Origin of the sequence: Paraburkholderia sp. SOS3, assembly GCF_001922345.1 — a bacterium.
Taxonomy (GTDB): Bacteria; Pseudomonadota; Gammaproteobacteria; order Burkholderiales; family Burkholderiaceae; genus Paraburkholderia.
Genome location: NZ_CP018812.1, coordinates 2,160,197 through 2,185,483 on the forward strand (window position 1 = coordinate 2,160,197; position 25,287 = coordinate 2,185,483).

Sequence of the window (25,287 nt, forward strand, 5' to 3'; positions counted from 1 at the left end):
AATATCGGCCGCGCGGCATAAAAAAGTTGTCTACGCGCCCTTATGTGCTCTTACGTGCCCTTACGTGCCCGCCGGAAAATCCGCCGCGAGACTCGTGTCGCGCCATTTTTCGATATCGTCGAGCAAGGCGCGCAGCCGTTTCGTGCCGCCATCGAGCGCGGCCGCTCCGAGCATCAGATTGCGCGGCGGATCGCTGACTTCGGTGATGTTCAGCATCGTCTGCGCAGCGCGGATCGGGTCGCCCTGCTGCGTGCCGCTGCTTTGCGCGGTGTTCTGCATGCGCTTGCCCGCGGTGTCCGCATAATCGGCGATGCGGTTCGGCGTCTGCTTCAGCGACCGCCCTGCCCAGTCGGTGCGGAACGGACCCGGCTCGACGCAGATCACCTTGATGCCAAGCGGCTCGACTTCGATCGCAAGCGAATCGGACCAGCCCTCGACCGCGTGCTTGCTGGCGGCGTAGTAGCCCGAGCCCGCGTAGCCGGCCAGCCCCGCCAGCGACGTAATGTTCAGCACATGGCCCCTGCGGCGTGCGCGCATGGACGGCAAGACCGCACGCGTCATGGCAAAGAGACCGAATACATTGACGTCGAACTGCGCGCGGATCTCGGCTTCGACGCCTTCTTCGATCGCCGTCTGATAGCCGTAGCCCGCATTGTTGACGAGTACGTCAATCGAGCCGAAGCGTTTCAAGGTTGCTTCGACGGTCGAAGCAATCTGCTTCTGATCGGTCACGTCGAGATCGAGCGTGAGCAGCCGGTCGCTCGCACCGTCGGCGAGATCGGCCAGCGAAGCCTTGTTGCGCGCCGTCGCGACGCAGCGCCAGCCGCGCGCGAGTACCGCGCGCGCCAGCTCGCGGCCCAAGCCTGTCGAACAGCCGGTGATGAACCAGACGGGCGTCGTGGATGAACTCATGGTGGTCTCCTCCGGGGAATAAACGGTCAGTTCGTACGATAAGCATGCGATATTACATAAGAGACCGCGAAGACCTCAAATCGTAAGCTTATGCGCAACGTATAGCGAAAGACGTTTGCGGACACGCGTGACGCGTATCGTATTCGAACGACTGATATTCCACGAATCGACGCGGCTCCGCTTGCGGCGAGGGCGTCGCGACGATGGCGATCGGCATCACACCGGGTGCGGCCGTCGTCGCGTCGGGCGTAGCGCACGCCAGGGCGCTAGACGATGATGCGGCTCATATCGCCGAACAGGCTGCCGGCCGGCGGCAGATCGGCGCGCCTGAATCGCACGATCGCGAATGCACGCATTTCGGACGGGTTCGCGGGAATGCGCGCAATACGCAATTCGATATCGGCCGCGGGCTGCGTCGCCGTTCCATCGACAACCACATTCATTCTGTCGAGCCGCAGCGGTCTGACCGTCACATAGGTTTGCGCAGCCGGGTCCGCATAGATGCGCTGCACGATGTCGAACTGGCGTTCGATCGCTTCGGTCTTGAAGCCAAGTTCGCCGAGGTGGCGTTCGTTCTCTTCGATCTGCCGCTGCAGCCGGGCCACTTCGGCGAGATCGGCAGGGGCGGCGCCGGACACCATCGCATGCATACCGGCTCCCTGCCGTTCCAGCAATTGCAGCCGCGCCTTCAGCAACGCGCGCTCCTGTTCGAGCGCATCGCGGCGCGATTTGTCACCGGCGATCTGCTCGAGCGCTTCGAGCGCAAGCTGATCGACGATGCGCCGCACGATCTCGTCATGCAGATCGGCTTCGGTACGGCCGAAAATGCGCACGCGATGGTCGCTAAAGCTCACTGTGGTCTGCCGCACGTCGGTGCGCGTTCTGCCCTCCTGCTGCGCGACGCCGAGCACGCTGCGTTCGGCCATATCCATGCCGAGCACTGCGTAGACCTCGCCGCAGTCGATATGCTCGTCGAACCACTCGCGTAATTCGTGCGAGCGTCCGAACGCATGTTCGACGTCGTCGCATGTCGCAAAAAACGCGTGAATATACGGGTCGCTCGACCACGCGTTTGCATCGGCATCGCGCGGCGCAGGCAGCGCGGCGACGATTTCGCGTGCATAGTCGAGCGTCGCGCGGATCGCCGGCGCGAGACGCGTGTCGTATTGCCGCGCAAGTTTCAGCTGCGGAATCGTGCTTGCGATACGCGCGATGGTCTGCCCGATTTCTTCTGCGCTATGCGCCGAATCGCGCCCGTCCGATGCGCCGGCGCGATGCGCGTCGCGGCCGAATAGCCGGCTCAGCAAGCCCATGGCCGCAGCTCCGTGCATGCATCCACTGTCACTCCTCGCTGCGTTCCTGCAGGACCACGACATTGAGCCTGCGATTTTTCCAGAACAGGTTATGAATGCGCGGCTGCAGCATCCGCAGCGCGGCAGCTTCCGTGCCATTGAAGCTCAACAGCACGGCAGGCCGCGAACCGACGCCGGGCACGTGCTGGATCGCGTCGTAAACGGGAAAACCATATTTGGAGAGCAGCGCCTGAATCTCTTCCTCCGACGTGCCGTCTTCGATATTGCCAATCATCATGTCAGCCATTGCCGTTCTCCTCAACCCAACTTCTGCCGCACACCCACCCACGCACCTGGAACCGCGATCCGTACTAGCCCATGATGTGCACACCGCCATCGACATACAGCGTCTCGCCCGACAAACGCCGTGCATAGGGCGTCGCGAGAAACGCGCAGGTGAAGCCGACGTCCATGATGTCGACGAGTTCGCCGAGCGGCGCACGCTCTGCCGCCTCGGTCAGCAGCAGATCGAAATCCTTGAGCCCCGAGGCCGCGCGCGTTTTCAGCGGCCCGGGCGAAATTGCATGCACGCGAATCCGCCGTGGCCCGAGTTCGTACGCGAGATAGCGCGCGCTCGCTTCGAGCGCGGCTTTTACCGGGCCCATCACGTTGTAGTTCGGCACGACCTTGTTCGCGCCGTAATAGCTCATCGTGAACATCGCGCCGCCGTCCTTCATCAGCGGCGCTGCGAGGCGCGCCATTTTGATGAACGAATGGCACGAGATATCCATGGCGGCCGCAAAGCCCTGTGCCGAGCAATTGAGCAAGCCGCCTTGCAAGTCGTCCTTCGGCGCCCACGCAATCGAATGGACGAGGATGTCGAGCTTGCCCCATGTGCTGCCGATACGCGCAAACACTGCTTCGAAATCGTCGGGATTCGATGCGTTGAGCGGCATGAAAACCGCTGCTTCCAGTTCGCGCGCGAGCGGCTCGACATAGGGCTTCGCCTTGTCGTCCGCGTAGGTGATCGCGACTTCGGCGCCGAGTTCGCGAAACGCCTTCGCGCAGCCATAGGCAATCGAATGTTCGTTGGCAATGCCGGTCACGAGCGCGTTCATGCCGTGCAGAACCCTGCGGGCTTCTTCGTGCGTCTGCGTCATGGTCGAACTCCTTGCGTTGTCGCGCGCGAATTCGTTGCATCGACGCGCGTCACTGCGTGTTGCTACGTGTTACTGCGCATCGACGACTTCACGCGTGTGGCGCGCGATCATCAGTTCTTCGTCGGTTGGAATCGTCCACACTTCGACCTTGCTCGACGGCGTGCTGATGCGCGGTCCGCCGGACGCGTTCGCAGCGTCGTCGAGTTCGATGCCGAGCCACGCCGCGTGCCGCGCTGCGCGCTTGCGGATTTCCGCGGAGTTCTCGCCGATGCCGGCCGTAAACACGAGCGCGTCGAGCCCCTGCAATGCGGCCGCGAGCGAACCGGTTTCGCGGCTGATCCGGTACGCGTACAGGTCGACCGCAAAGCGCGCGCGCGGCGCATCGCTCTCGAGCAGCTTGCGCATATCGCCGGAAATGCCGGACACGCCGAGCAGACCCGATTGCTTGTAAATCAGGTCTTCGATCGCATGCGTATCCATCTTGAGCTCCTCCAGCAGATACAGCAGCACGCCCGGGTCGAGGCTGCCGCAGCGCGTGCCCATCGGCAAACCGTCGACGGCGGTAAAGCCCATCGTGCTCGCCACGCTGCGTCCTTTTTCGAGCGCGCACATGCTCGCGCCGTTGCCGAGGTGCGCGACGATCGTGCGTCCGTTCGCCGCGCGCTGCGAAAACCGGGGCAGCGCCTGCGCGATGTACTCGTACGAGAGCCCGTGAAATCCGTAGCGCCGCACGCCGCGCGAAGTAATCGATTCCGGCAGTGCGAACGCCTGCGCAAGCTCCGTCTGCGAGCGATGAAAGGCGGTATCGAAGCACGCGACCTGCGGCAGATGCGGACGCGTTGCCGCGATTATCCGGATCGGCTTCAGGTTGTGCGGCTGATGCAGCGGCGCGAGCGGCGTGAGCCGGTCGAGTTCGTCAACCACGTCCGGTGTGGCAAGCACCGACTTCGCAAATTTCTCGCCGCCGTGCACGACGCGATGGCCGACCGCCACGAGGCGATTGTCGCCGCGGTGGCTCGTCAGAAATTCGGAGATGTACTGGATGCCGTCTTCGTGCGAAAGACTTGCGCCGTCGCCCCAACGCTTTTCGCCGACCTGTTCGTCGTTCCGGTCATGCGCGATGAAATGCGGCGAACCGAAAAGGCCTTCTATCTGGCCATGCAACCCGAGTCCCAGTTCGCTGCCCTCAATGTAATAAGCGCGAAACTTGATGCTCGACGAGCCTGCGTTCAGCACGAGAATCACATCGGTCATTGCATTACCCCTCCACTTTCGTCGTTCGGGTGCGCGCCTGCGCGACGAGCGCCGCCACCGCACACGACGCAAGCCGCGTCATCACCGAATCGGCGCGGCTCGTCAGAATGATCGGCACGCGCGCGCCGAGCACGACGCCGGCGGCATCGGCGCCCGCCAGAAACGACAGGCTCTTCGCCAGCATATTGCCCGCTTCGAGATCGGGCACCATCAACACATTCGCGCGGCCCGCCACAGGCGAATCGATCTTCTTGATGCGCGCGGCTTCCGGGTCGATTGCGTTATCGAGCGCGAGCGGCCCGTCGACGAGCGCGCCCGTGATCTGATGACGGTCGACCATCTTGCACAGCGCGGCGGCTTCGATGGTCGACGGCACTTTCGGGTTGACCGTTTCCATCGCCGACAGAATCGCGACGCGCACTTCTTCCATTTTCAGCGCGTGCCCGAGATCGATCGCGTTTTGCAGAATATCGACCTTTTCATCGAGCGTCGGTGCGATATTGACCGCCGCATCGGTGATGATCAGCGCATTCGCGTGACCGGGCACGTCCATCACGAAGCAATGACTGACGCGCCGCGCCGTGCGCAGGCCCGATTCGCGGTTCACCACGGCGCTCATCAGTTCGTCGGTATGCAGGCTGCCTTTCATCAGCGCCTGCGCGCGGCCTTCGCGCACCAGTTGCACGGCCGCCTCGGCCGACGCGTGGCTAAACGGCGCATCGACAATGGGATACGGCGAGATGTCGATTCCATACTGCTTCGCGATCGCGGCGATGCGCTCGGCCGGGCCGACCAGGATAGGCGCGATCAGTCCCATTCGCGCCGCCTCGATCGCGCCTTGCAGCGAACTCTGGTCGCACGGATGCACGACGGCTGTCGGCGTGGGCGGCATCGAGCGGCAAATTTCGATCAGACGCCGGTATTTCTCATGCTGATGTTCCATGAACCTGTCCTTGAAATCGGCCCGCGCGATGCCGGCCGTCTGGAGAGTGGGCGTCAGTGAACGGACGGCGTGGACGATTGCGTCGCGCGCGGCGTGCGACCCGGCTTGAGCGGCAGCAGCGCACGGATCCGCTCGACCATCTGCAGCTGTGCTGCGGTCGGCGCCATCCCCTGGATGCGTTCGTCTCCGGCGAGTTTATCGAGCAGCGTCAAAAAACGCTTGCGGTCGCCCGAATCGGCGAGCAGCGCAGGCAGCGACGCAAGCGCGCGTTCCGGCTCGTAGCGGACCACGATCTCCTGCTCGCCGCGCATGCGCCGCCATACGTCGTATTCGAGTTCGGGCAGATACTCCGCGTATTCGGCGACGAGTTCGTTGCGCATCGTGAGCAGCGAGAGCGGCAGCGGTTCGCCGTGGCGCGCCAGCAGACACGCGACGCGCGCAATGGCCGCCGTGTAGCCGCCGTCGCCGATCGACGCCAGCGCTTCCCTGACGAACGGCATATCGCGAGGGTCCGCGACGGGCGTCGCGACCGGTCCGTCGAGATCGAACTTATCGGATGAACGCGCGGCAAAAAGGTTGCCGTAGATGCTGAAAAACAGGCCTTCGGTCGCCGCGTCGCGCAGCGCACGGTAATAGTCGAGCGACGCGCTGATCAGTTCGGCACCGCGCCGTTCCGCCTGGCGCAGCGGGTTCGGCCCCTCCGCATCGCTCTTCAGGCGGTTCGCCTTGACTGCCTGCGCCGCCGGGGCAAGCCATGCGAGCCACGGATTCAGATCGGAAAACATCCATCGTTGCGCGCGCAACGGATGGAACTGACGCAGCAGGCCCGCCGTCGCCTCATTCGACACCGCCTGCACGAACGGTTGCGCGAACAGCTCGTACGCTCGCTGGTTGAACTCGGACACCTTCTCGACGGCCTTGAACGGCAATTCGTCGATACGTTTGAAACGGTTGAGTTTCGCCGCAACGTCTTCGAGCCGGTGCTCGTGCAGACTGACCTCGTATGCGAGCTTGCCGTCCGCATCCTTCTGCCCGGAAATCTCCATGCCGTATAGCCCGGGCGGACACGCTTCGATCGCTTCGAGTACGGAAACGATCTGCGTATGTTCCTTCTTCGCGACCTTGCCCGACACGAAAATCCCGAGATGCCCGATGTTCTGATGCATGAGTCCGATGATCACCTGGCCGCGCGCCTTGATCTCGTCGGTGCTGCCGTAGATATCCGCCACCCAGTTGAACGCCTGCTGCGGCGGCGTGATGTTGTCGCCGAGCGACGCGAACAGTACGATCGGCGACCTGATGTCGCGCAGATCGAACGCGGCGCCACCCGTACCGCGCACCTCGCCGGCCCACAGCTTGTTGCCGACGAACAGGTTACGCGTGATCCACTCGATCTCCTCGCGGTTCATCAGGTAGTAGCCGCCCCACCAACGCTCGAAATCGAGGAAGCGCGGCGGTTCGGTATCGGCGTTGTCGAACACGTGGTAATACTTGTCCCAGAGGCTGTTCGCGGGGTTCAGGTTCTCGAAATTCTGCACGAGATGCGCGCCGTCGAACTTGCCGTTGCCAAGATCCGCGGTTAGCGACGCAAGCCACGTGCCGCCGAGCATGCCGCCCGCGTAGCGCATCGGATTGTCGCCCTCGCCTTCGCTCCACGCGCCGCTCCAGTAAGACATCGGCGCGCCGTTGATCACGATCGGGCCCGTATCGTCGGGGTTGGACGTGGCGAGCATCATCGCGGCCCAGCCGCCCTGGCAATTGCCCACAATGGCAGGCTTCGGGCTGTGCGGATGCAGTTCACGCACCTTCTTTACGAAGCGCTGCTCGGCCGCGCAGACGTCGAGCATCGTCTGGCCCGGTTCGGGATCGCGGAAAAACACCACGAAATACACGGGGCTGCCCGCACGCAACGCGACGCCGACCTGCGAATCGTCCTTGAATCCGCCGATACCGGGACCGTGCCCCGCGCGCGGATCGATGATCACATAGGGGCGCTTGTCCGCATCGATCGTCACGCCTTCGGGTGGACGGATGCGCAACAGTGCATAGTTGACCGGACGTTCGAACCTGCGGCCGTCGAGCACCGTTTCATAATCGAAGTGCAGCACCGGCTTCAAACCTTGCGCGGTCTGGTCGACGAACTGATTGCCGCGCTGGCGCAAGGTGTCCCAGAACAGCACGGCGCGCTGCGTCGCGTCGATCGCGTAGCGCCAGGCGGAGAACGGATCGAATGCCGCATTGAAAGCGCTCGTGAAAGGCGCGGTCAATGCAGCGACACCCGACGTGGCAGAAGCAAACGGTGCGGCGAATCCGGGAGCCGCGAATGGAGCCGCGAATGAGGCCGGAAGCGGCGCGGACAATGGCGTATTCGACGCGTCCGCTGCGGCTGCGTTGCCCGCCTGCGTATCGAGTGCGTCATGCATGCGCTCGTTGAACTGCTGCTGCGCGATCTGCGCGCGCTTCTGAAATACCCGGGCGACCCTTGCGCCAATCTGCTGACTGTGCGCGAACTGCGTACCTGCGTTCATCACGTGTACCTCGTGGTCGAAGGACGGCGTAGCCGTGGGCGACAGGCACCGGGCTCGTGACCCGGGGCATCGTGCTCGAAACACAATGAACCGCGCATATCAACGTATAAGACGCGGGTGTCGTTGCGATGTCAACCGGGAAACGATCGGGAAACAGCGTGAACCCGGCCGCGCAAGCGCTCGCGCAACAATCGGCAACGCTTTCGACGCCCGCGCGCAGCCGGTGCAAGGCGCCTGTCGGGTGTCCGGTCATTCTCGGTACCGCTCGTCGCGCGGGTCAATTGGACCAAGGTCTCATGCCTGCGTGCACGATGTAAGCGGTACAGGAAGCAGACACCGAAATATCGACGCACGCTTTGACGTACATCAGTCGAACTAAACGTCGTACTTTGACAATGGAATAATCGATTTCCATTGCCTATACTGCCCTTCGATTATCGAATCCGCCAAGAAACCGGGGACTTCCCCGCTCGTCGAGGCTTTATCGACACCTGTCCGATACGTCATGCGCCGACAGCCGGCCCTTTGCATGACGTCGCTGCACCCATCGCGCACGCCGCGCGTCGCCCACGGCATCGCCATTTCAGTTACATGTCTGTCCAACGCCCGATCACAAGGAGCGAGCATGACCTGGCTAGCGCAAACACTTCGGCAATACCCGGAGATCGCCGTATTTCTTTCGCTCGGCATCGGTTACTGGGTCGGCGGCAAAAGCTATAAGGGGTTCAGCCTCGGCGCGGTGACCGCGACGCTGCTTGCCGCAATCGCGATCGGTCAACTCGGCATCACGATTTCCGCGAATGTGAAATCGGTGTTCTTCCTGCTGTTTCTGTTCGCGGTCGGTTACGGCGTCGGCCCGCAGTTCGTGCGCGGCATCGCGAAAGACGGCATTGCGCAAGCGATCTTCTCCGTCGTGCAATGCGCGCTGTGTCTTGCCGCGCCTGTGATCGCCGCGAAAATCGCTGGCTATGACGTCGCCTCGGCCGCAGGGCTGTTCGCGGGCTCGCAGACCATTTCCGCTTCGATGGGGCTCGCGACCGATGCGATCAACCGCCTCGGCTTACCTGCAGACGAAACGAAAGCGCTGCTCGATGCGATGCCGACCGCATATGCGGTGACGTATATCTTCGGCACGATCGGCTCGGCGCTGATACTCGCCACGCTCGGACCGAAGCTGCTCGGCATCGATCTGGTTTCGGCGTGCAAGGAATATGAGGCGAGCCTTGGCGGCGCGAAGGACCTGGGCGGCGCGGGTCAGGCGTGGCACCGCTACGAACTGCGTGCGTATCGCATCCCGCAGGACGGGCGCGCGGTGGGCCTCACGGTGAGCCAGGCCGAAGCGCTGGCACCCGACGGCGCGCGCCTTTACATCGAGCGTGTCCGCCATGACGGCAAGATCGAGGAAGCGCGCATCGACACGCTGCTGCAACCGGGCGACGTCGTCGCGATCGTGGGTCCGCGCGAGCAGCTCGTCTCGGTGCTCGGTCCATTGCATACGGAAGTCGACGACCCGGAACTGCTGGCCGTGCCCGCCGAAGGCGTCGACGTCTACGTGACGAACAAGGCCGTCGAAAACAAGACCCTCGACGAACTCGGCAAGCTGCCGAACGCACGCGGCGTCTATATTCGCCGCATCAGACGCGGCGCAACCGAAACGCCGGTTCCGGTGCTGCCGAATACGAAGCTGCACCGCGGCGATACGGTGATGCTGGTCGGCCGCACGCAGGACACGACCGCGGCCGCGAAGGTGCTCGGCACGAGCGACCGCCCGTCCGCCGCGGCCGACGTCGCCTTTATCGGCTTTGCGATCACGCTCGGCGCGCTGATCGGCGCGATCGTCGTCAAGGCCGGTGCCGTGCCGCTGACGCTCTCGACAGCCGGCGGCGCGCTGATTGCCGGCATCGTGTTCGGCTGGCTGCGCGCGATCCACCCGACCTTCGGTCGCATTCCCGAATCGACGCTGTGGTTCATGAATTCGGTAGGCCTGAACGTATTTATCGCGGTGGTCGGCATCACCGCGGGTCCGGGTTTCGTCGCGGGGCTCGCGCAACTCGGCATCAGCCTCTTTCTTTGGGGCATCTTCGCGACTGCCGCGCCGCTGATTCTCGGCATGTTTATCGCGAAGTACGTGTTTCGCTTCCACCCGGCGATCCTGCTCGGCGTCTGCGCCGGCGCGCGCACCACGACGGCCGCGCTCGGCATGATCTGCGACGCCGCGAAAAGTCAGGTGCCGGGCCTCGGCTATACGGTGACGTACGCGGTCGGCAATACGCTGCTGACCATCTGGGGAATGGTCGTCGTGATGCTGCTCACCTAGCCGCGCCGGCCGGCGACGCTCGCCGGATGGCCCGGATTAGCCGGATTTGCCCGCGTCTGCTTTTCGTTGCGCCGGGCAGGCCTCGCCGCCCGGCGGCCCCTGCTGGTTCTTGATATGGGAAGGAGCGACACATGCAGACCTCGACTGAAAAACGCACGCCGTACGACGAGTTCAATTGCGAAGTGCCCGGGCACGAATTTCCGAAAAGCGGCATGTCGGCGCGGGCCGCCGCGGCGATCGTGATCAGCGACGAGTGGACCGATACGAACCCGATGCTCAATATGTCATCGTTCGTCACGACCTTCGCTGAACCGGAAGCGGCCGAAACCGCGCGCCGCAACATCTTCAAGAACTACATCGACCACGACATGTATCCGCAACTGTTCGCGATGGAGACGCGGATGGTCCAGTGGCTGCATCAGCTGTGGAACGGTCCGCAAGGCGTCGACGTCTACGGCACCGCGACGGTCGGCTCTTCGGAAGCGTGCATGCTCGCGGGGCTCGCGCATAAGTGGAACTGGCGGCAAAAGCGCGAGCGCGAAGGCAAGGACGCGAGCCGGCCGAACATGGTGACGGGCGGCAACGTGCAGATCGTCTGGAAGAAGTTTCTGCGCTATTTCGACGTCGAGCCGCGCATCGTGCCGCTCAAGCCCGGCAACTACCGCCTCACCGCGGAACAGCTCGACCGGTACGTCGATGAAAACACCATCGCGGTCGTGGCGATCGCCGGACAGACTTTCACCGGCGAAGACGACGACATCGAGCAGATCCACGACTGGCTCGACGACTACGAGAAGCGCACCGGCATTTCGATTCCGATGCATATCGACGGCGCATCCGGCGGTTTCGTGAACCCGTTCCTGTACCCCGACTACAAGTGGGATTTCCGCCTGCCGCGCGTGCAGTCGATCAACGCGTCGGGCCACAAATACGGACTCACGCCGCCGGGGCTTGGCTGGGTGATCTTCCGTGAGCGCAAGGTGTTCAACGAAGACCTCGTGTTCTATGTGAACTATCTGGGCGGCGAAATGCCGACCGCGACGCTGAATTTCAGCCGCAACGGCTTTCAGATCGCCGCGCAGTACTACCAGTTTCTGCGCCTCGGTTTCGACGGCTATCAGCGCGTCATGCAGCACACGCTGAATAACGCGATCACATTGCGCAAGCTGCTGGTGGACAGTGGCTATTTCACGATCATGAACGAGACGCAGCGCATTCCCGTCGTGGCCGTCACGCTCGACAGCAAGGTGAAGAATTTCAACGAGTTCGACGTATCGAACAAGGTGCGCGAAAAAGGCTGGGTGCTGTCTGCCTACTCGATGCCGCCCAATGCGCAGACAGTGATGAGCCTGCGCGTGGTGGTGCGGCCGCATATCAACCACAACGTCGCGTGCCTGCTCGGGCGCGATATCGTCAGCGCGTGCCAGTACCTCGAAAAGCATGGCGGCAGCGCGACGCCGCCCGAACTACACGCGCATGCGGACGAAAAAACCTCGCCGGCCAAGTGCTGATCGCGCGCGGACGCAGCGACGCATCGACAGCTCCAGGCATAGCGGGATCCGACTACCGCCGGGGCGCTCGCATTGGACCAAAGTCCTGTTGCGGCGGCGCCGGCGCGCGACCATACTCGATATGGAACTGTCGTCGCACAGGTCCGCATCCGTATGACTGTTCGAGGAGTCCATCATGGCTCACACCCGAAAGGCCACCAAAGACATCGCCAGGAACAACGGTAAGCACAGCGCCAGAGAAGCTCACCAGGCGATCGTCGCCGAGGCGGTCAAAAACAGCGCGAAGGCGGACCGCGTCAACGGCGCGAACGGCGCCGCCACATCCGGCAAGCTGTCGAACAAGGCATACGAAAAAGAGCTCGCCCGTCTGCACGCGGAACTCGTCAAGCTGCAGGAATGGGTCGTGCAAACGGGCGCGAAAATCTGCATCGTGTTCGAAGGACGCGACGGCGCCGGTAAAGGCGGCACGATCAAGGCCATCACCGAACGGGTGAGCCCGCGCATCTTTCGTGTCATTGCACTGCCCGCGCCGACCGAACGCGAGAAATCGCAGATGTACGTGCAGCGCTATTTGCCGCATTTGCCCGCTGCCGGCGAAATCGTGCTGTTCGACCGCAGCTGGTACAACCGCGCAGGCGTCGAACGCGTGATGGGCTTTTGCAGCGACGAGCAGGCACGGCAATTCCTCAAAGGCGTGCCGCTCGTCGAGCGCGCGATCATCGGTTCCGGTGTGATCCTGCTCAAGTACTGGCTCGAAGTCAGCGAAGAAGAGCAGACGCGCCGGCTCGAATCGCGCATCCACGACCCACGCAAAGTCTGGAAGCTCTCGCCGATGGATTTGCGCTCGTACACGCGCTGGTACGACTACTCGCGCGCCCGCGACGAAATGTTCGTCGAAACCGACACCGGCATTGCACCGTGGCATGTGGTCGTATCGAACGACAAGAAACGCGCGCGCCTGAACCTCATCACGCATCTGCTCGGCAGCATTCCATACAAGGCGATGCCGCGTGCGAAAATCACGCTGCCGAAACGGCAGAAGCGCGGCGACTATCGCGAGCCGGACTATCCGTTCAAGTACGTGCCGGAAAAGTTCTGAGCGAGCGCCGCACGCTGCATGTTCCGGCATGGACGCCGCGCGCGCAGTGCGCGGCGGTTTTGTGCGGCGCTTGCCGCATTTCGCGTTTTCCGCCATGCCGCCTTCCGATCCGCCTTCCGACGCACCGTCGGCTTCGCCGTCCTCCAGCGCCCCAGCGGGCCGGCTTAGACAGCACCAGCCACGAAGCAGGCTCCCGCTGCCCGAGTGGCTGCTCAACTATCGCCCGCACTGGATCAAGGGCGATCTGATCGCCGGCCTGACCACTGCGGCCGTCGTGATTCCGAATGCGCTCGCTTACGCGACGCTTGCGGGCTTGCCGGTCGAAGCGGGTCTCTATACCGCGTTCATCCCGATGCTCGTCTACGCGCTGACGGGCACTTCGCGCGTGCTGAGCGTCAGCACGACGACCACGCTATCGATTCTCACCACATCGGCCCTCGCCCATGTCGCGCCCGGCGGCAGTCATGCGCAACTGCTCGCCGCCGCGGCAACGCTCGGCGTGCTGGTCGGCCTGATCCTGATGGCCGCGTCGCTGCTGCGGCTCGGCTTCGTGGCGAACTTCATCTCGGAGCCCGTGCTGGTTGGCTTCAAGGCCGGCATCGCGGTCGTGATCCTTATCGACCAGTTGCCGAAGCTGCTCGGTATTCACTTCGAGAAGGGCGAGTTCTTCGAGAACGTGCTGAGGATTGTCGAAGGCCTGCCGCGCACGTCGGTCACGACGGCCGTCGTCGCGGCACTCGCGCTGGTCGCGCTGATCGTGTTGCGGCGCTTCGTGCCACGCCTGCCTGCGCCGCTGGTCGTGGTCGCATGCGCGACCGTCGCGTCGAGGCTGCTGGACCTGCACGCGCACGGCATCGAAACGGTCGGCGCGGTGCCTGGCGGGTTGCCGGCGCCGACGCTGCCGGTCTTCGCGCTCGCACATACGCTATGGCCGATCGCGCTTGGCATGGCACTGATGAGCTTCACCGAAACGACGGCGGCGGGCCGCGCGTTCGCGCATCACGGCGAACCCGCGCCGCGCGCGAACCGCGAACTGTTCGCCACCGGCCTCGCGAACCTGGCCGGCGCGCTGTTCGGCGCGATGCCGGGCGGCGGCGGCACGACGCAAACCGCCGTCAACCGCCGCGCCGGCGCGCGCAGTCAGGCCGCCTCGCTCGTGACCGCCGCCGTTGCGCTCGCGGCCATGCTGCTGCTGTCCCCGCTGATCGGCTTGATCCCGCAGGCCGTGCTGGCCGCCGTCGTGATCGTCTATTCGATCGGCCTGTTCGATCCGATCGAATTTCGCGCGATTGCGCGCGTGCGGCGCATGGAGTTCGTCTGGGCCGTCGTCGCGCTTGCCGGCGTCGTGATTGTCGGCACGTTGCAGGGCATACTCGTCGCGATCGTCGTGTCGCTCGCGGCGCTCGCGCACCAGCTGTCGGACCCGCCCGTCTACGTGCTTGCGCGCAAGCGCAACACGAACGTATTCCGCCCCGTGTCGCATCTGCATCCCGACGACGAAACGTGGCCGGGCCTCCTGCTGCTAATGCCGGAAGGGCGTATCTACTTCGCCAATGTGCAGCACATCGGCGAGAAAATGCTGAAGCTGATCGCAGCGGCCGCGCCGCATACGGTCATCGTCGATATGAGCGGCGTATTCGACATCGAGTACACGGCGCTCAAGATGTTCGCCGACGCCGAGCAGCGGCTGCGTTCGCGCGGCGTCACGCTCTGGCTCGCGGCGCTGAATCCGGAAGTGCTGATGCTCGTGCAGCGTTCGCCGATCGGCGAGGCGCTTGGCCGCGAGCGGATGTTCCACAATCTCGAGCAGGCCGTCGAGCGTTACCGGACTACCGTGCCCGGCGAAACCGCCCGGCTAGCGAGCCCCGCGACGCGGTAGTCCTGGCTCATCGAATAAACACGACGCGCTTCGACCGCCACGCGAGCACGTCCTGCACGCGTCTTGTCTGGGCGTCGACCATCGGAAAGCGGGCCAGCGCTGCGAGCTCGACCCATTGAACATCGGTCGATTCGTCGTCGTGCGCAAGGTGTTCGCTGGTCGCGGTAGCAGCGAGAAGAATGGAGAATTCACGGCGCACTTCCCCATCCGAATACGCGATGATCGCCGCCGGATCGGTATAGGTGCCGATCATGCCTGCAATCGCGATTTCAATACCGGTTTCCTCGCGCACCTCGCGGCGCGCGCAGCCTTCGAGCGAATCGGTCAGTTCCATCGTGCCGCCGGGCATGGCCCAGTAGCCGCTATCGCGGCGCTTGACGAGCAGCAGGCGCTGCGCCGCGTCGAATACCGCCACCGCGACGGCGGGCTTCAGCGAATTCGCGCGGGGCACCGCGGTCGCAGCGCCATCGCCATCTTCGCGTGCCTGCAGATCGATACGCGTCACGCGCAACGTTTCGCGCGCCCATGCATCGACGGCTTCCGTCATCGGCACGATCTGCTTGTCGTTGCCCGCGGGGTATTTGATAAAGAGAATGCGCGTGTCGCGCTTGATACGCTGCACGTAAGCCGTGCCCGCATAGATCACGTAGAAGTCGCCAGTGCGAAAGCGATGCACGTCGCCCGTATCGAGATCCTGGTACTCCGTCATGCCGCGCAGCACGTAGTGGTACTCCTTCGCGCGCGCGTGGCGATGCGCGGCCTCGAAGCCGCTTTTTACGTAGTCGGAGATGCCGACTTCGATATCGGTGTCGTGAACGTGCGCGAGCGGCTGCGGCTGTTTGAGCGCGCCGGCCAGGTACTGACGGGTGTGGCCGCCAAGCGATGCTTCGATCGCGGCGGCTTCGAGCGATTTGAACGGCATCCGTATCCCGCTTCAGTGTAAGTCGAACGGTACAGATGTTACGACAGCCGGGGCGAGGCAGACCTTGTGCCGGCGCCCGTCGTGGCGACTTCCGCGAGCAACTGCGTGTATTCACCGGGCGCGACTGGCCGCCCGAACAGATAGCCCTGCTGCCGGTCGCAACCGATCGAACGCAAGTACGCGGACTGCGCCGACGTCTCGACGCCTTCGGCCGTCACATTCATACCGAGCGAATGCGCCATCGCGACCACCGCATGCGTGATCGCGACCGCGTCGCGATGATCGGGCAGCCCCGCGACAAACGAGCGGTCGACCTTCAGGTTATGCAGCGGAAAGCGCTTCAGATACGACAGCGACGAATAACCGGTCCCGAAGTCGTCGACCGAAATACGCACGCCCATTCTCGACAGCGAGGTCAGCATCGGCATCACTGGCGCGCGCTCGCTCATCAGCAGCCCCTCGGTAATCTCGAGTTCGAGCGCGGTCGGGTCGAGCCCGGCGGCGGCAAGACACTGCGCGACCTCCTGCACGAGGCCGTCGTTGAACTGCCGCGGCGACAGGTTCACTGCGATCATCAGGTCCGGCGCGAGCGTCTTGCGCCATTCGGCCGCCTGCGCACAGGCGCGCTCGAGCAGCCACTTGCCGAGCGTTACGATGAGGCCGGTGTCTTCGGCCACTGGAATGAACTCGATCGGCGACACATCGCCCAGCTCTTCGTTATGCCAGCGCATCAGCGCTTCGGCGCCGACCGTGCGGCCGCTCGCGCCATCGACGATCGGCTGGTACACGAGCCGCAACTCGTCGGCGGCGAGCGCGCGCCGCAACGACTGCTCGATCGCGAAGCGGCGCTGCAATTGCCGGCTCAGCTCCTTCGTGAAGAATTCGAAGCCGTTGCGGCCGCGCTGCTTGGCCTGGTACATCGCCGAATCGGCATTGCGCATCAGCGTCGCCGCATCGCGGCCGTCTTCGGGACACACGCTGATGCCGATCGATGCCCCCAGGTAGTATTCGTTGTCGGCCACCGCGAACGGCATCGCGACCGTCTCGAGCACCTCGCGCGCGAGCGCGGTCAGATGCGCGGCGCTTTCATAACCGCTCACGACGATCACGAACTCGTCGCCGCCGACGCGCGCGAGCGTGTCGCCCTTATGCACGCAGGCCGCAAGCCGCCGTGCGACGCTGCACAGCAGCGCGTCGCCGGCTTCGTGGCCGGCGGAATCGTTGACCTTCTTGAAGCCGTCGAGGTCGACGAACAGCACGGCGACGCGCGGCGCCGCGCCGTCGCGGCCCGGCTGTTCGAGCAGATCGCGCATGCGGTCCGACAGATACGCGCGGTTGTAGAGACCCGTGAGCGGATCGCGCGTCGCCAGATATTTGAGCTGGCGCTGCGCGGCGCGCACCGGGCCGATGTCGCTGAACGAAATCAGTACCGCGCTCGGCTCCGGCGCGCCCGGTTTGATGATCGGCACGAAGTTCGCCGTGATCCAGACAGTCTCGCCGATCGCGAGTTCGACCGACATCGTGACGCCAAGCACGGGCATGCCTGTCGCGAACACCTTCAGGGTCGGCCGGTCCGGCGTTTCGATCACCGAACCGTCTTCGCGCCGCGCATGCAGCATCACGGAAAGAATGTTGGCGCCGATCACGTCCGGTGTCGTGCGCAGCATGCGCATCGCACTCGGATTGCACGCGAGCACTTCGCCGCACTTCGACTGCACGAGGATGCCTTCATTCAGGTGGTCGACCACGAGCCGGTGATGCTCCTCGCTTTGCGCGAGGCGCTGACGGATGCGGTCATGATGAATTGCAAGACCGACACTGCGTCCGATATCGCGCAGGATCGTTTCCTCGACGTCGGTCGGCCGGCGCGGCGTGCGGTAATACACGGCGAATGCGCCGAGCACGCAACCCGATGCATCTTCGAACGGGATCGACCAGCATGCGTGCAGGCCGTGCGGCAATGCGAGGTGCTTGTATTCGGCCCACAGCGGATCGGTTTCGATATCTTCGGCCACCACGAGGCGGCGCTCGAACATCGCGGTGCCGCACGAGCCGGCGTGCGGACCGATCTCGAACGCGGCAAGCGCTTCGCAATACGCGGGCGGCAGCGATGGCGCGGCGCCGACGTGCGCATGTTTGCCATCCGTGTCGAGCACGAGCACCGAGCATGCGGCGCCTTCGCCGAGCAAGGCCTCGGCGCGGCAGCACACTTCCGCCAGCAGTTCAGGCAGCGGCGCGCTGCGCGAGAGCAGGCGCAATACGGCACGCTCCGATTCGAGCACCTGTGCGGCGACGGCCGGCCGATAGCCGCCGCTGCCATGCAAAGGGCCGGCCTCACGGCCGGCTTCGCCGTGAAGTTCGCTATCGGTCATCCTGTCTGCGCTATCCTGGCGGTTCATCATTGCGGCTCCACAACACGACAACGGCACACGGGTGCGATTCGAATACCCGGGTTTACGCTAATGCCACGCCTATTCATGCGGATTGCACGTTTATCTTGTGCTGTTTATGCGAACTGGATTTTCACGACATCGACGCCATGAGCGACATCATGAAGCGGGCCGGTTTGCCGCCAGCGGCGCAAGAAATTCGGAAAATCCGGTCAACATGATCTGGACGCCGATGCAAAGCAACAGGAACGCCGATACGCGCAACGCGACCTTCGTGCCCTCCTTGCCGAGAAAGTGCGCGATATACGCAGAACGACTGTACGTGAAATAGACGACCAGCACGACGAGTATCGAGATCACGATCGACGCGATCGACGACAGCACGAATTCGCTGAGCTTGTGCGTGCGGTTTGCATTGAGCGCAATAGCCGTTGCGATCGTGCCGGGGCCCGTGGTGAGCGGCATCGTCAACGGAAAGAAGGCTTTGGACATCGCATTGTCGGGATCGACGGGCTTGCCGGCCGCCGCTTCGGCGCGCGTCTCGGGTGCGTTGAGCATATTCCACGCGCTGACCGCGACCGCGAGGCCGCCGCCGATGCGCAGCGCCTCGATCGAGATGCCGAAGAAATGCAGCACCGGCGTGCCGACGAAGAACACGACGATCAGCACGAAGAATGCGTTGATCGACACGCGTTTCGCGAGCGTCGCGCGTTCCTCGACGGTCAGCGACTCGGTGCGGTCGAGAAACACGAAGGCGATCGCAAACGGATTGATGATGCTGATCAATGCGGTAAAGCCGAACAGGATGTCGGAGACGAGGCTGCTTGTCATTGTTGTCGGTCCGATCGATGGGCGTGGGGTGCGTGGGGTGAGCCGGTCTTGTAACCGCCGGACTTATCAGTGCCTGCCTTGCAATCGATTCTGCTGCGCCGATGCGGGTGCGCCGCCGCACAGTGTACCGCTTACCCATGTCGTCACGGTTCAGGCATCCGGTATGCGCGACTTGAGCCAGTCTGCATAGCTTTCGAATCGCATTCATATTTTTGATCGCTTGGCGCGGACGGCGCAGGCGTCTTACAGTCGGACGCTCAGGACCGCCTGCCGAAGACGCTCACGACCGCAGGACCCGCAGGACCCGCAGGACCCGCAGGACCGTGTCGACCGCCCGTGCGACCATCGTTCGAGGAGATGCCCATGTCCTTTCGTCTGCTTGCCGCGCTGCCATTCATCGGCATTCTGCTCGGCGTGCCGTTCGTCAACCGCGTCGAGCCGCTCGTGCTCGGCATGCCGCTCGTGCTCGCCTGGATCGTGATGTGGGTCATATTGAGCGCCGCGATCATGGCGATCGTCTACCGGCTCGATCCGGCCAACCGTGAACCCGCCACGCAAGCGGAGGATCGCCGATGAGCAGCGCACTGGTCATCATCGCCGCCGTGACGCTGTTCGCGCTGTATCTCGGCGTACGTGCACGGCACGGCCACGACATGAGCCTCGAGCAGTGGACCGTCGGCGGACGCAGCTTCGGCACGGCGTTCGTGTTCCTGCTGATGGCGGGCGAAATCTATACGACGTTCACGTTCCTCGGCGGCAGCGGCTTCGCCTACGGCAAAGGCGCGCCCGTCTATTACATCCTGGCTTATGCAACGCTCGCGTATGTGCTGTCGTACTGGCTGCTGCCGCCCGTCTGGCGCTTCGCAAAAACCCATCGGCTCGTGTCGCAGCCGCACTTCTTCGCGCGCAAATACGATAGCCAGGCGCTCGGCGTGCTGGTTGCCGTGGTCGACGTCGCCGCCCTGATTCCGTACCTGGTGTTGCAGCTGAAAGGACTCGGCATCATCGTTTCGACCGCATCGTATGGCGGCGTGTCGCCCTCGGCGGCAATCTGGATCGGCGCCGTGGTCGTGACGATCTATGTGATCGCATCGGGCGTGCGCGGCTCCGCCTGGAACTCGGTGATGAAGGATCTGCTGATTCTCGCGGTCGTGCTGTTCCTCGGCATCTATCTGCCGATTCGCCACTACGGCGGCATCGGCGAGATGTTCCATGCGATCGACGCCGCGCGGCCGGGCTTTCTGACCTTCCCCGAAAAAGGCTCGAGCGTTACATGGTTCCAGTCGACCGTGCTGCTCACGGCGCTTGGCTTTTTCATGTGGCCGCACACGTTCGGTTCGGTATTCACCGCGAAAAGCGAACGCATCTTCCGGCGCAACGCGATGGTGTTGCCGATCTATCAGCTGATCCTGCTGTTCGTGTTCTTCGTCGGCTTCGCGGCCTCGCTGAAGGTGCCAGGCCTCAAGGGCGGCGACATCGACCTGTCGTTGCTGCGGCTGTCGATCCAGAGCTTCGATCCGTGGTTCGTCGGCGTGATCGGTGCGGCTGGCGTGCTGACCGCGCTCGTGCCCGGCTCGATGATTCTGACCACGGCGTCGACGCTGCTCGCCAACGACATCTATCGCGGCGCGCTCGCGCGGCAGGCGCCCGATGCGGCCGTTGCAAAGCTTGCGCGCCTGATGGTTCCGTTGGTGGCGCTCGTCGCGGTGCTGTTCACGCTGCACGGCGGCGAGACGATCGTCGCGCTGCTGCTGATGGGTTACAACTTCGTCACACAGCTGTTCCCGGCGCTCGTGTGCAGCCTCGCGGCACGCAATCGCGTCACGAAGCAAGGCGCGTTTTGCGGGATCGCCGTCGGTGTGCTCGTCGTCACGGTCACGACACTGATGCACCTGAGCGTGGGCCAGTTGTTGCCGTTCCTGCCCGATACGCTGAAGGACGTCAATATCGGCTTCGTCGCGCTGACGCTCAATGTGATCGTGCTCGCGATCGTCAGCGCGGTGACGCAGCCGCATCTGCACGCGGAGCAATCGGGCGCGCGCATGCGCTAGCGCCGCGCGGCCGTCGCGCCGCGCTTCGTTACTCCGGCTACTCGTGCGAGCGGAGGGCAGCGCGTTGCGCTATCCACTTCGACGCTCCGACACTTCCTTCTCGTCCAGCGTGCTCGCCCCGTTGCGACCACGCTCCTTTTTCCCTGCGCGCAAAGCGGATTCTCAAAGCCAATCAGCACGCATACGCGTGCATCACCTGTTGCCGCGATCAACCAATAAGAATGTGTTCATCCGATCGCGATAAACATGGAGGAAAGCTAGAGAGATTTAGAGAGCTGCAGATTTATCTTAAACAACCCTTATTATTTTCTAGCGCAACCGAGTTGCGTAAAAGGAATTGTGATGAGCGTACCCGCAACACTTCCTCCCCCGGCTACGTTTGCCGACGTGTCGCCGATTTTCACGCCCGCCCCGCAGGGCGCGCGGCCGGCCCTGCCGCAACAGCTGCCCAATCAATATGCAAACGGGCAGTCCGTGTACGATTTTCATCCGAATGGCGTGGGCGGCCAGGCCGGCCAGTATCAGGTCTATGACGAACATGGCACGAAACGTCTCAACCTGAATACGTCGCAGGACGGACACGTTGGATTTGCCCAGTCCTACAACGACCACGGCGTTTCGCAGTCGACCACCATCTACGGCGAGAACGGCCAGGCCCAGAAAATGACCTACGGTTCGTAATACGCCCGTATTGCCCGTGCGGGTTCTACGCCGCCGCTTCGAGGCAGGCGCGCTGCCTAATCCCTGGCGTAGAGCGTCGAGTTCGCAAAGCGCTCGGCGGACAGCACGTGGCCGACCAGAATCAATGCGGTCCGTTCGATATCGGTTGCCTGCACTTTGCCGGCGATATCGGCGAGCGTACCGACTACTTTCTCCTCGTCGGGCCAGCTGGCCCGATACACGACTGCCACGGGGCAATCGTCGCCATAGTGCGGGATCAGCTCTTCGGCGATGCGCGCGAGATGCCGCACGCCGAGGTGAATCGCCATGGTCGCCCGGTGGCGCGCAAGGTCTCCCAGCTGTTCGCCCGCCGGCATCGACGTCTTACGCGCATAACGCGTCAGAATCAGCGTCTGCGAAACGTCGGGAAGCGTCAGTTCGCAGCCGAGCGTCGCCGCACAGGCCGCCGTCGCGGTCACGCCGGGCACGATTTCGTACGGAATGCCAAGTTCGCGCAGACGCCGGATCTGTTCGCCGATCGCGCCGTACAGCGATGGATCGCCCGAATGCACGCGCGCGACGTGCTGGCCCTTCGCATGCGCGTCGGCAAGCAGCGCGACGATCGCATCGAGGTCGAGCTCCGCCGTATTGACCACGACCTCGGCCGCGTTGCCGGCAAGCACCGCGTCCGGCACGAGCGAGCCGGCATAAAGAATGACCGGGCACGTGCGCACGAGGCGCTGCCCTTTCACCGTGATCAGTTCGGGATCGCCCGGTCCCGCGCCGATAAAAAACACCGTCATGAATCTGCACTCCATTCGGTTAGCGCGCGCAGCAGCGCGGACGCGCTGTCGAATTCGCGATCGGCCGCCGGCAGTTCGGGGCGCCGCGTCATCACGACCGGCAAGCCCCGTTCGCGCGCGACCTCGAGCTTCGCCGCGGTCGCGCTGCCGCCGCTGTTCTTGCTGACGACGACGTCGACGCCCAGCATCGCGAACAACGCGCGTTCGCCGTCGACCGTAAACGGCCCGCGCGCGCCGATCACCGACGCGCGCGTATTGCCGGCATGCGCTTCGAGACAGCGCACGACCCAGTATTGATGCGCGGGAATCTCATCGAGATGCGCGAGCGGCTCGCGACCAAGCGTGAACAGCGGGCGCCGGTATGGCGCGAGCGCTTCGACGATCTGCGGCCAGTCGTCGACGAACCGCCAGTCGTCGCCCGCTTGCGGCTGCCACGGTGCGCGCCGCAGCGCCCAGTACGGGACGCGCGCCGCGCGGCATGCGATGGATGCGTTGCTGCTGATGCGCGCGGCGAACGGATGCGTCGCGTCGATCAGCAAACCGATACGTTCATCCGCGAGATACGCCTGCAAGCCCTGCGCGCCGCCGAAACCGCCAACGCGTACGGTGCAGGCCAAACCCTCAGGCATTTTGCCGATTCCGGCAAGGCTGTATAAATCCGATGCGCGCAACGCGCGTGCGATCTGCAGCGCGTCGCCCGTTCCGCCTAGCAGCAGAATGCGCGTCATCGTCGTGTCGTGGCGAATCACGCTGTCACACCGTTACGGTTTGATCGCTGCGTACAGCGTGATCGGCAATGCGGGGCGCCACGTTTCGAAACCGCCCAACGGCTGCGCTTCGGCCAGCGCGATACGCGAGAGCGTGCCGCCATGACGCTTGCGATATGCGGCAAGCGCGGCCTCGCCTTCGAGCGTCACCGCATTGGCAACAAGCCTGCCGCCGCGTTTCAATGCGCTCCAGCATGCATCGAACACGCCGGGCACCGTGACGCCGCCGCCGATAAACACCGCGTCGGGTACGGCCAGCCCCGCGAGCGCAGCGGGCGCCTCGCCTGCCACGATCTGTAACGCCGGCACGCCGAGCGCATCGCGATTGCGCTCGATGAAACGCTGGCGTTCGCTATGCGCTTCGACCGCGATCGCGCGACACGATGGATGCGCGCGCATCCATTCGATGCCGATCGAACCGCAACCGGCGCCGACATCCCATAGCAGTTCGCGCGGCGCCGGCGCGAGCCGCGCGAGCGTCAGCGCGCGCACGTCGCGTTTGGTGAGCTGACCGTCGTGGCTAAACGCATCGTCGGCCAGGCCCGGTGTCAATGCGAGGCGCGGCGCGTTGCCGCCGGCGCGGCACTCGAGTGCGATCAGGTTCAGCGCCGCGCATGGCGCGGCTTGCCACGCATGCGCGAGCCCATCGATACGCCGTTCGAGCGGACCGCCGACGTGCTCGAAAACGGTCATTCTGGTTTCGCCGAAGCCTTGCGCGGCGATGTGCGTGGCGATCGCGGCAGGCGTTGTGCCGTCGCTGCTCAACACGATGAGCCGCGCGCCGTCGTGCAGATGCGCACCGACGGCGGCAAGCGGCCGGCCGACGACGGACACGGTGGCGATGTCCTGCAGCGGCCAGCCAAGGCGCGCCGCGACATACGAAACGGAGGAAGGCGCGGGCAGCACACGCATCTCGTGTGCGCCGACGTGACGCGCGAGCGTGGCGCCGATACCGAACCACATCGGATCGCCGCTTGCCAGCACGCAGACGGCCGCACCGCGTGCGCCAAGCAGCGGCGCAATATCGAACGGACTTGGCCAGCGCTCGCGGCGCGCGTGGAGGCGCGCGGGCAACATGGCCAGATGACGCTCGCCGCCATAGACGACCGACGCGTCGAACAGCGCGCGGCGCGCGGCGCGTCCGAGTCCGGCGAAGCCGTCTTCGCCGATGCCGATGACAGTAAGCCAGGGCTGCGCGCGGCTGACCGCATCGCGAGGATCTGATTCCGGTTCGGGTTGCTGCAATGCGTGCGTCGACATCGAAACGAAGCGGGGGTCGGCTGTAGAACGGTAATGATACCGCGCCGTCAGCCGACCCCCGTCACGTGCGCGGCATGGCCCGCACGCATGCGTCGTTATGTGCGGCGTTCAGGTCTAGGGGTTGCTGCCGCAGGCCTTGCAGTTTTTGTCGAAGTCGTCGACCGTGGCCTGGATCTGGTCGACTTTCGGGCCGATCTTGCCGAGCGACGTCTCGATGTCGGTGAGGTCTTTCTGGGTTTGAGACGACTGCGACCTTAGCGTATCGACATTCTTGTTGATCTGACCAATATTTCTGTCGACATTGGCGAACCTGCCCGAGATGTTCGTCACGCCGCTCTGTACGTCGTCGAGCTTGTTCGACACGCCGTTCACGTTGCCGTTCACCGCATTCACGCTGTTGGTCAGCGCATCGATTTTTCCGGACAGATTGCGATACCCGCCCAGCGAAGCCAGCGACACCGACGGATTTTTGAGGATCCGCGTGTCGGACTCGTCGCCCTTGTCGCCGGCGCCGGACGGCGTGCGGGATTGGACTGAAGCACCGCCGGGCCGCTGATCCGAAGCGCCGCCGTCGTTGTAGTTGTAGTTATAGAACTGGACTTGCTGGTTGCTGCCAATGTTAAAGGTCTGGATTGCCATGCTCGATTCCTTCAAGGTTCAATGCGTTCAGCGAATGACGGACATTTGATACTGAAGAACAGATCGAAT

At 64.0% G+C, this 25,287-nt stretch carries 21 protein-coding genes; 7 read left to right on the forward strand and 14 right to left on the reverse strand.

What is annotated here, in order from left to right:
• Window positions 1-60: 60 nt before the first annotated feature.
• From BTO02_RS29790 to BTO02_RS29820, 7 genes are all read right to left on the reverse strand, one after another.
• Window positions 61-912, reverse strand: coding sequence for an oxidoreductase (locus BTO02_RS29790; protein ID WP_075160632.1), 852 nt, complete (start codon window positions 910-912; stop codon window positions 61-63).
• A gap of 266 nt (window positions 913-1,178) precedes the next feature.
• Window positions 1,179-2,225: a hypothetical protein gene (locus tag BTO02_RS29795; protein ID WP_075160633.1), complete on the reverse strand. Its 1,047-nt coding sequence runs from the start codon at window positions 2,223-2,225 to the stop codon at window positions 1,179-1,181.
• A gap of 28 nt (window positions 2,226-2,253) precedes the next feature.
• Complete coding sequence (locus BTO02_RS29800) at window positions 2,254-2,511, reverse strand: RNA recognition motif domain-containing protein (RefSeq protein WP_075160634.1); 258 nt, start codon at window positions 2,509-2,511, stop codon at window positions 2,254-2,256.
• Window positions 2,512-2,575: 64 nt separating this feature from the next.
• Window positions 2,576-3,364, reverse strand: a complete 789-nt coding sequence (fabI, locus tag BTO02_RS29805; RefSeq protein WP_075160635.1) for an enoyl-ACP reductase FabI — start codon at window positions 3,362-3,364, stop codon at window positions 2,576-2,578.
• Window positions 3,365-3,433: 69 nt separating this feature from the next.
• Window positions 3,434-4,618: an acetate/propionate family kinase gene (locus BTO02_RS29810; protein ID WP_075160636.1), complete on the reverse strand. Its 1,185-nt coding sequence runs from the start codon at window positions 4,616-4,618 to the stop codon at window positions 3,434-3,436.
• 4 nt (window positions 4,619-4,622) lie between these two features.
• Complete coding sequence (locus BTO02_RS29815) at window positions 4,623-5,591, reverse strand: phosphate acetyltransferase (protein WP_269668048.1); 969 nt, start codon at window positions 5,589-5,591, stop codon at window positions 4,623-4,625.
• Window positions 5,592-5,614: 23 nt separating this feature from the next.
• Window positions 5,615-8,089: a DUF3141 domain-containing protein gene (locus BTO02_RS29820; protein ID WP_232243578.1), complete on the reverse strand. Its 2,475-nt coding sequence runs from the start codon at window positions 8,087-8,089 to the stop codon at window positions 5,615-5,617.
• A gap of 625 nt (window positions 8,090-8,714) precedes the next feature.
• Here BTO02_RS29820 and aspT point away from each other — a divergent pair.
• From aspT to BTO02_RS29845, 4 genes are all read left to right on the forward strand, one after another.
• The gene (gene aspT, locus BTO02_RS29830; protein WP_075160639.1) at window positions 8,715-10,406 is read left to right on the forward strand and encodes an aspartate-alanine antiporter; all 1,692 of its coding nucleotides are present in this window, start codon (window positions 8,715-8,717) and stop codon (window positions 10,404-10,406) included.
• 131 nt (window positions 10,407-10,537) lie between these two features.
• Window positions 10,538-11,917 (forward strand): glutamate decarboxylase, encoded by a 1,380-nt coding sequence (locus tag BTO02_RS29835; protein ID WP_075160640.1) that lies wholly within the window; start codon window positions 10,538-10,540, stop codon window positions 11,915-11,917.
• 175 nt (window positions 11,918-12,092) lie between these two features.
• Window positions 12,093-13,016 carry a polyphosphate kinase 2 gene (gene ppk2 / locus BTO02_RS29840; protein WP_083615443.1) on the forward strand — a complete coding sequence of 308 codons (924 nt, stop codon included), beginning with the start codon at window positions 12,093-12,095 and terminating at the stop codon, window positions 13,014-13,016.
• Between the two features lie 28 nt (window positions 13,017-13,044).
• Window positions 13,045-14,895: a SulP family inorganic anion transporter gene (locus tag BTO02_RS29845; RefSeq protein ID WP_232243579.1), complete on the forward strand. Its 1,851-nt coding sequence runs from the start codon at window positions 13,045-13,047 to the stop codon at window positions 14,893-14,895.
• Window positions 14,896-14,902: 7 nt separating this feature from the next.
• Here BTO02_RS29845 and BTO02_RS34890 read toward each other — a convergent pair whose 3' ends face one another.
• The 3 genes from BTO02_RS34890 to BTO02_RS29860 form a co-directional block, all read right to left on the reverse strand.
• Window positions 14,903-15,817 carry an NUDIX domain-containing protein gene (locus BTO02_RS34890; protein ID WP_198039284.1) on the reverse strand — a complete coding sequence of 305 codons (915 nt, stop codon included), beginning with the start codon at window positions 15,815-15,817 and terminating at the stop codon, window positions 14,903-14,905.
• A gap of 38 nt (window positions 15,818-15,855) precedes the next feature.
• A complete protein-coding gene (locus tag BTO02_RS29855) occupies window positions 15,856-18,216 on the reverse strand; it encodes a putative bifunctional diguanylate cyclase/phosphodiesterase (protein ID WP_083615544.1) in 2,361 nt (786 codons plus the stop codon).
• Between the two features lie 150 nt (window positions 18,217-18,366).
• The gene (locus tag BTO02_RS29860; protein WP_075160641.1) at window positions 18,367-19,038 is read right to left on the reverse strand and encodes a MarC family protein; all 672 of its coding nucleotides are present in this window, start codon (window positions 19,036-19,038) and stop codon (window positions 18,367-18,369) included.
• 363 nt (window positions 19,039-19,401) lie between these two features.
• Here BTO02_RS29860 and BTO02_RS29865 point away from each other — a divergent pair, with 363 nt between their 5' ends.
• The 3 genes from BTO02_RS29865 to BTO02_RS29875 all read left to right on the forward strand — a co-directional run bounded on the left by BTO02_RS29865 (window position 19,402) and on the right by BTO02_RS29875 (window position 21,770).
• On the forward strand, window positions 19,402-19,614 hold the full coding sequence (locus BTO02_RS29865) for a DUF3311 domain-containing protein (protein WP_075160642.1): 213 nt from the start codon (window positions 19,402-19,404) through the stop codon (window positions 19,612-19,614).
• Window positions 19,611-21,089, forward strand: a complete 1,479-nt coding sequence (locus BTO02_RS29870; RefSeq protein ID WP_075160643.1) for a sodium:solute symporter family protein — start codon at window positions 19,611-19,613, stop codon at window positions 21,087-21,089. Before BTO02_RS29865 ends, BTO02_RS29870 begins: the two co-directional genes overlap by 4 nt.
• Before the next feature lie 342 nt (window positions 21,090-21,431).
• A complete protein-coding gene (locus BTO02_RS29875) occupies window positions 21,432-21,770 on the forward strand; it encodes a hypothetical protein (RefSeq protein ID WP_156884025.1) in 339 nt (112 codons plus the stop codon).
• Between the two features lie 56 nt (window positions 21,771-21,826).
• Here the strand turns inward: BTO02_RS29875 and cobM are convergent, their stop codons facing one another.
• From cobM to BTO02_RS29895, 4 genes are all read right to left on the reverse strand, one after another.
• Complete coding sequence (gene cobM / locus BTO02_RS29880) at window positions 21,827-22,552, reverse strand: precorrin-4 C(11)-methyltransferase (protein ID WP_075160645.1); 726 nt, start codon at window positions 22,550-22,552, stop codon at window positions 21,827-21,829.
• Window positions 22,549-23,280 (reverse strand): cobalt-precorrin-6A reductase, encoded by a 732-nt coding sequence (locus BTO02_RS29885; protein ID WP_075160646.1) that lies wholly within the window; start codon window positions 23,278-23,280, stop codon window positions 22,549-22,551. Before BTO02_RS29885 ends, cobM begins: the two co-directional genes overlap by 4 nt.
• A 33-nt stretch (window positions 23,281-23,313) precedes the next feature.
• Window positions 23,314-24,579, reverse strand: coding sequence for a precorrin-6y C5,15-methyltransferase (decarboxylating) subunit CbiE (cbiE, locus tag BTO02_RS29890; RefSeq protein ID WP_083615444.1), 1,266 nt, complete (start codon window positions 24,577-24,579; stop codon window positions 23,314-23,316).
• Window positions 24,580-24,693: 114 nt separating this feature from the next.
• A complete protein-coding gene (locus BTO02_RS29895; protein WP_075160647.1) occupies window positions 24,694-25,218 on the reverse strand; it encodes a hypothetical protein in 525 nt (174 codons plus the stop codon).
• Window positions 25,219-25,287: the final 69 nt, after the last annotated feature.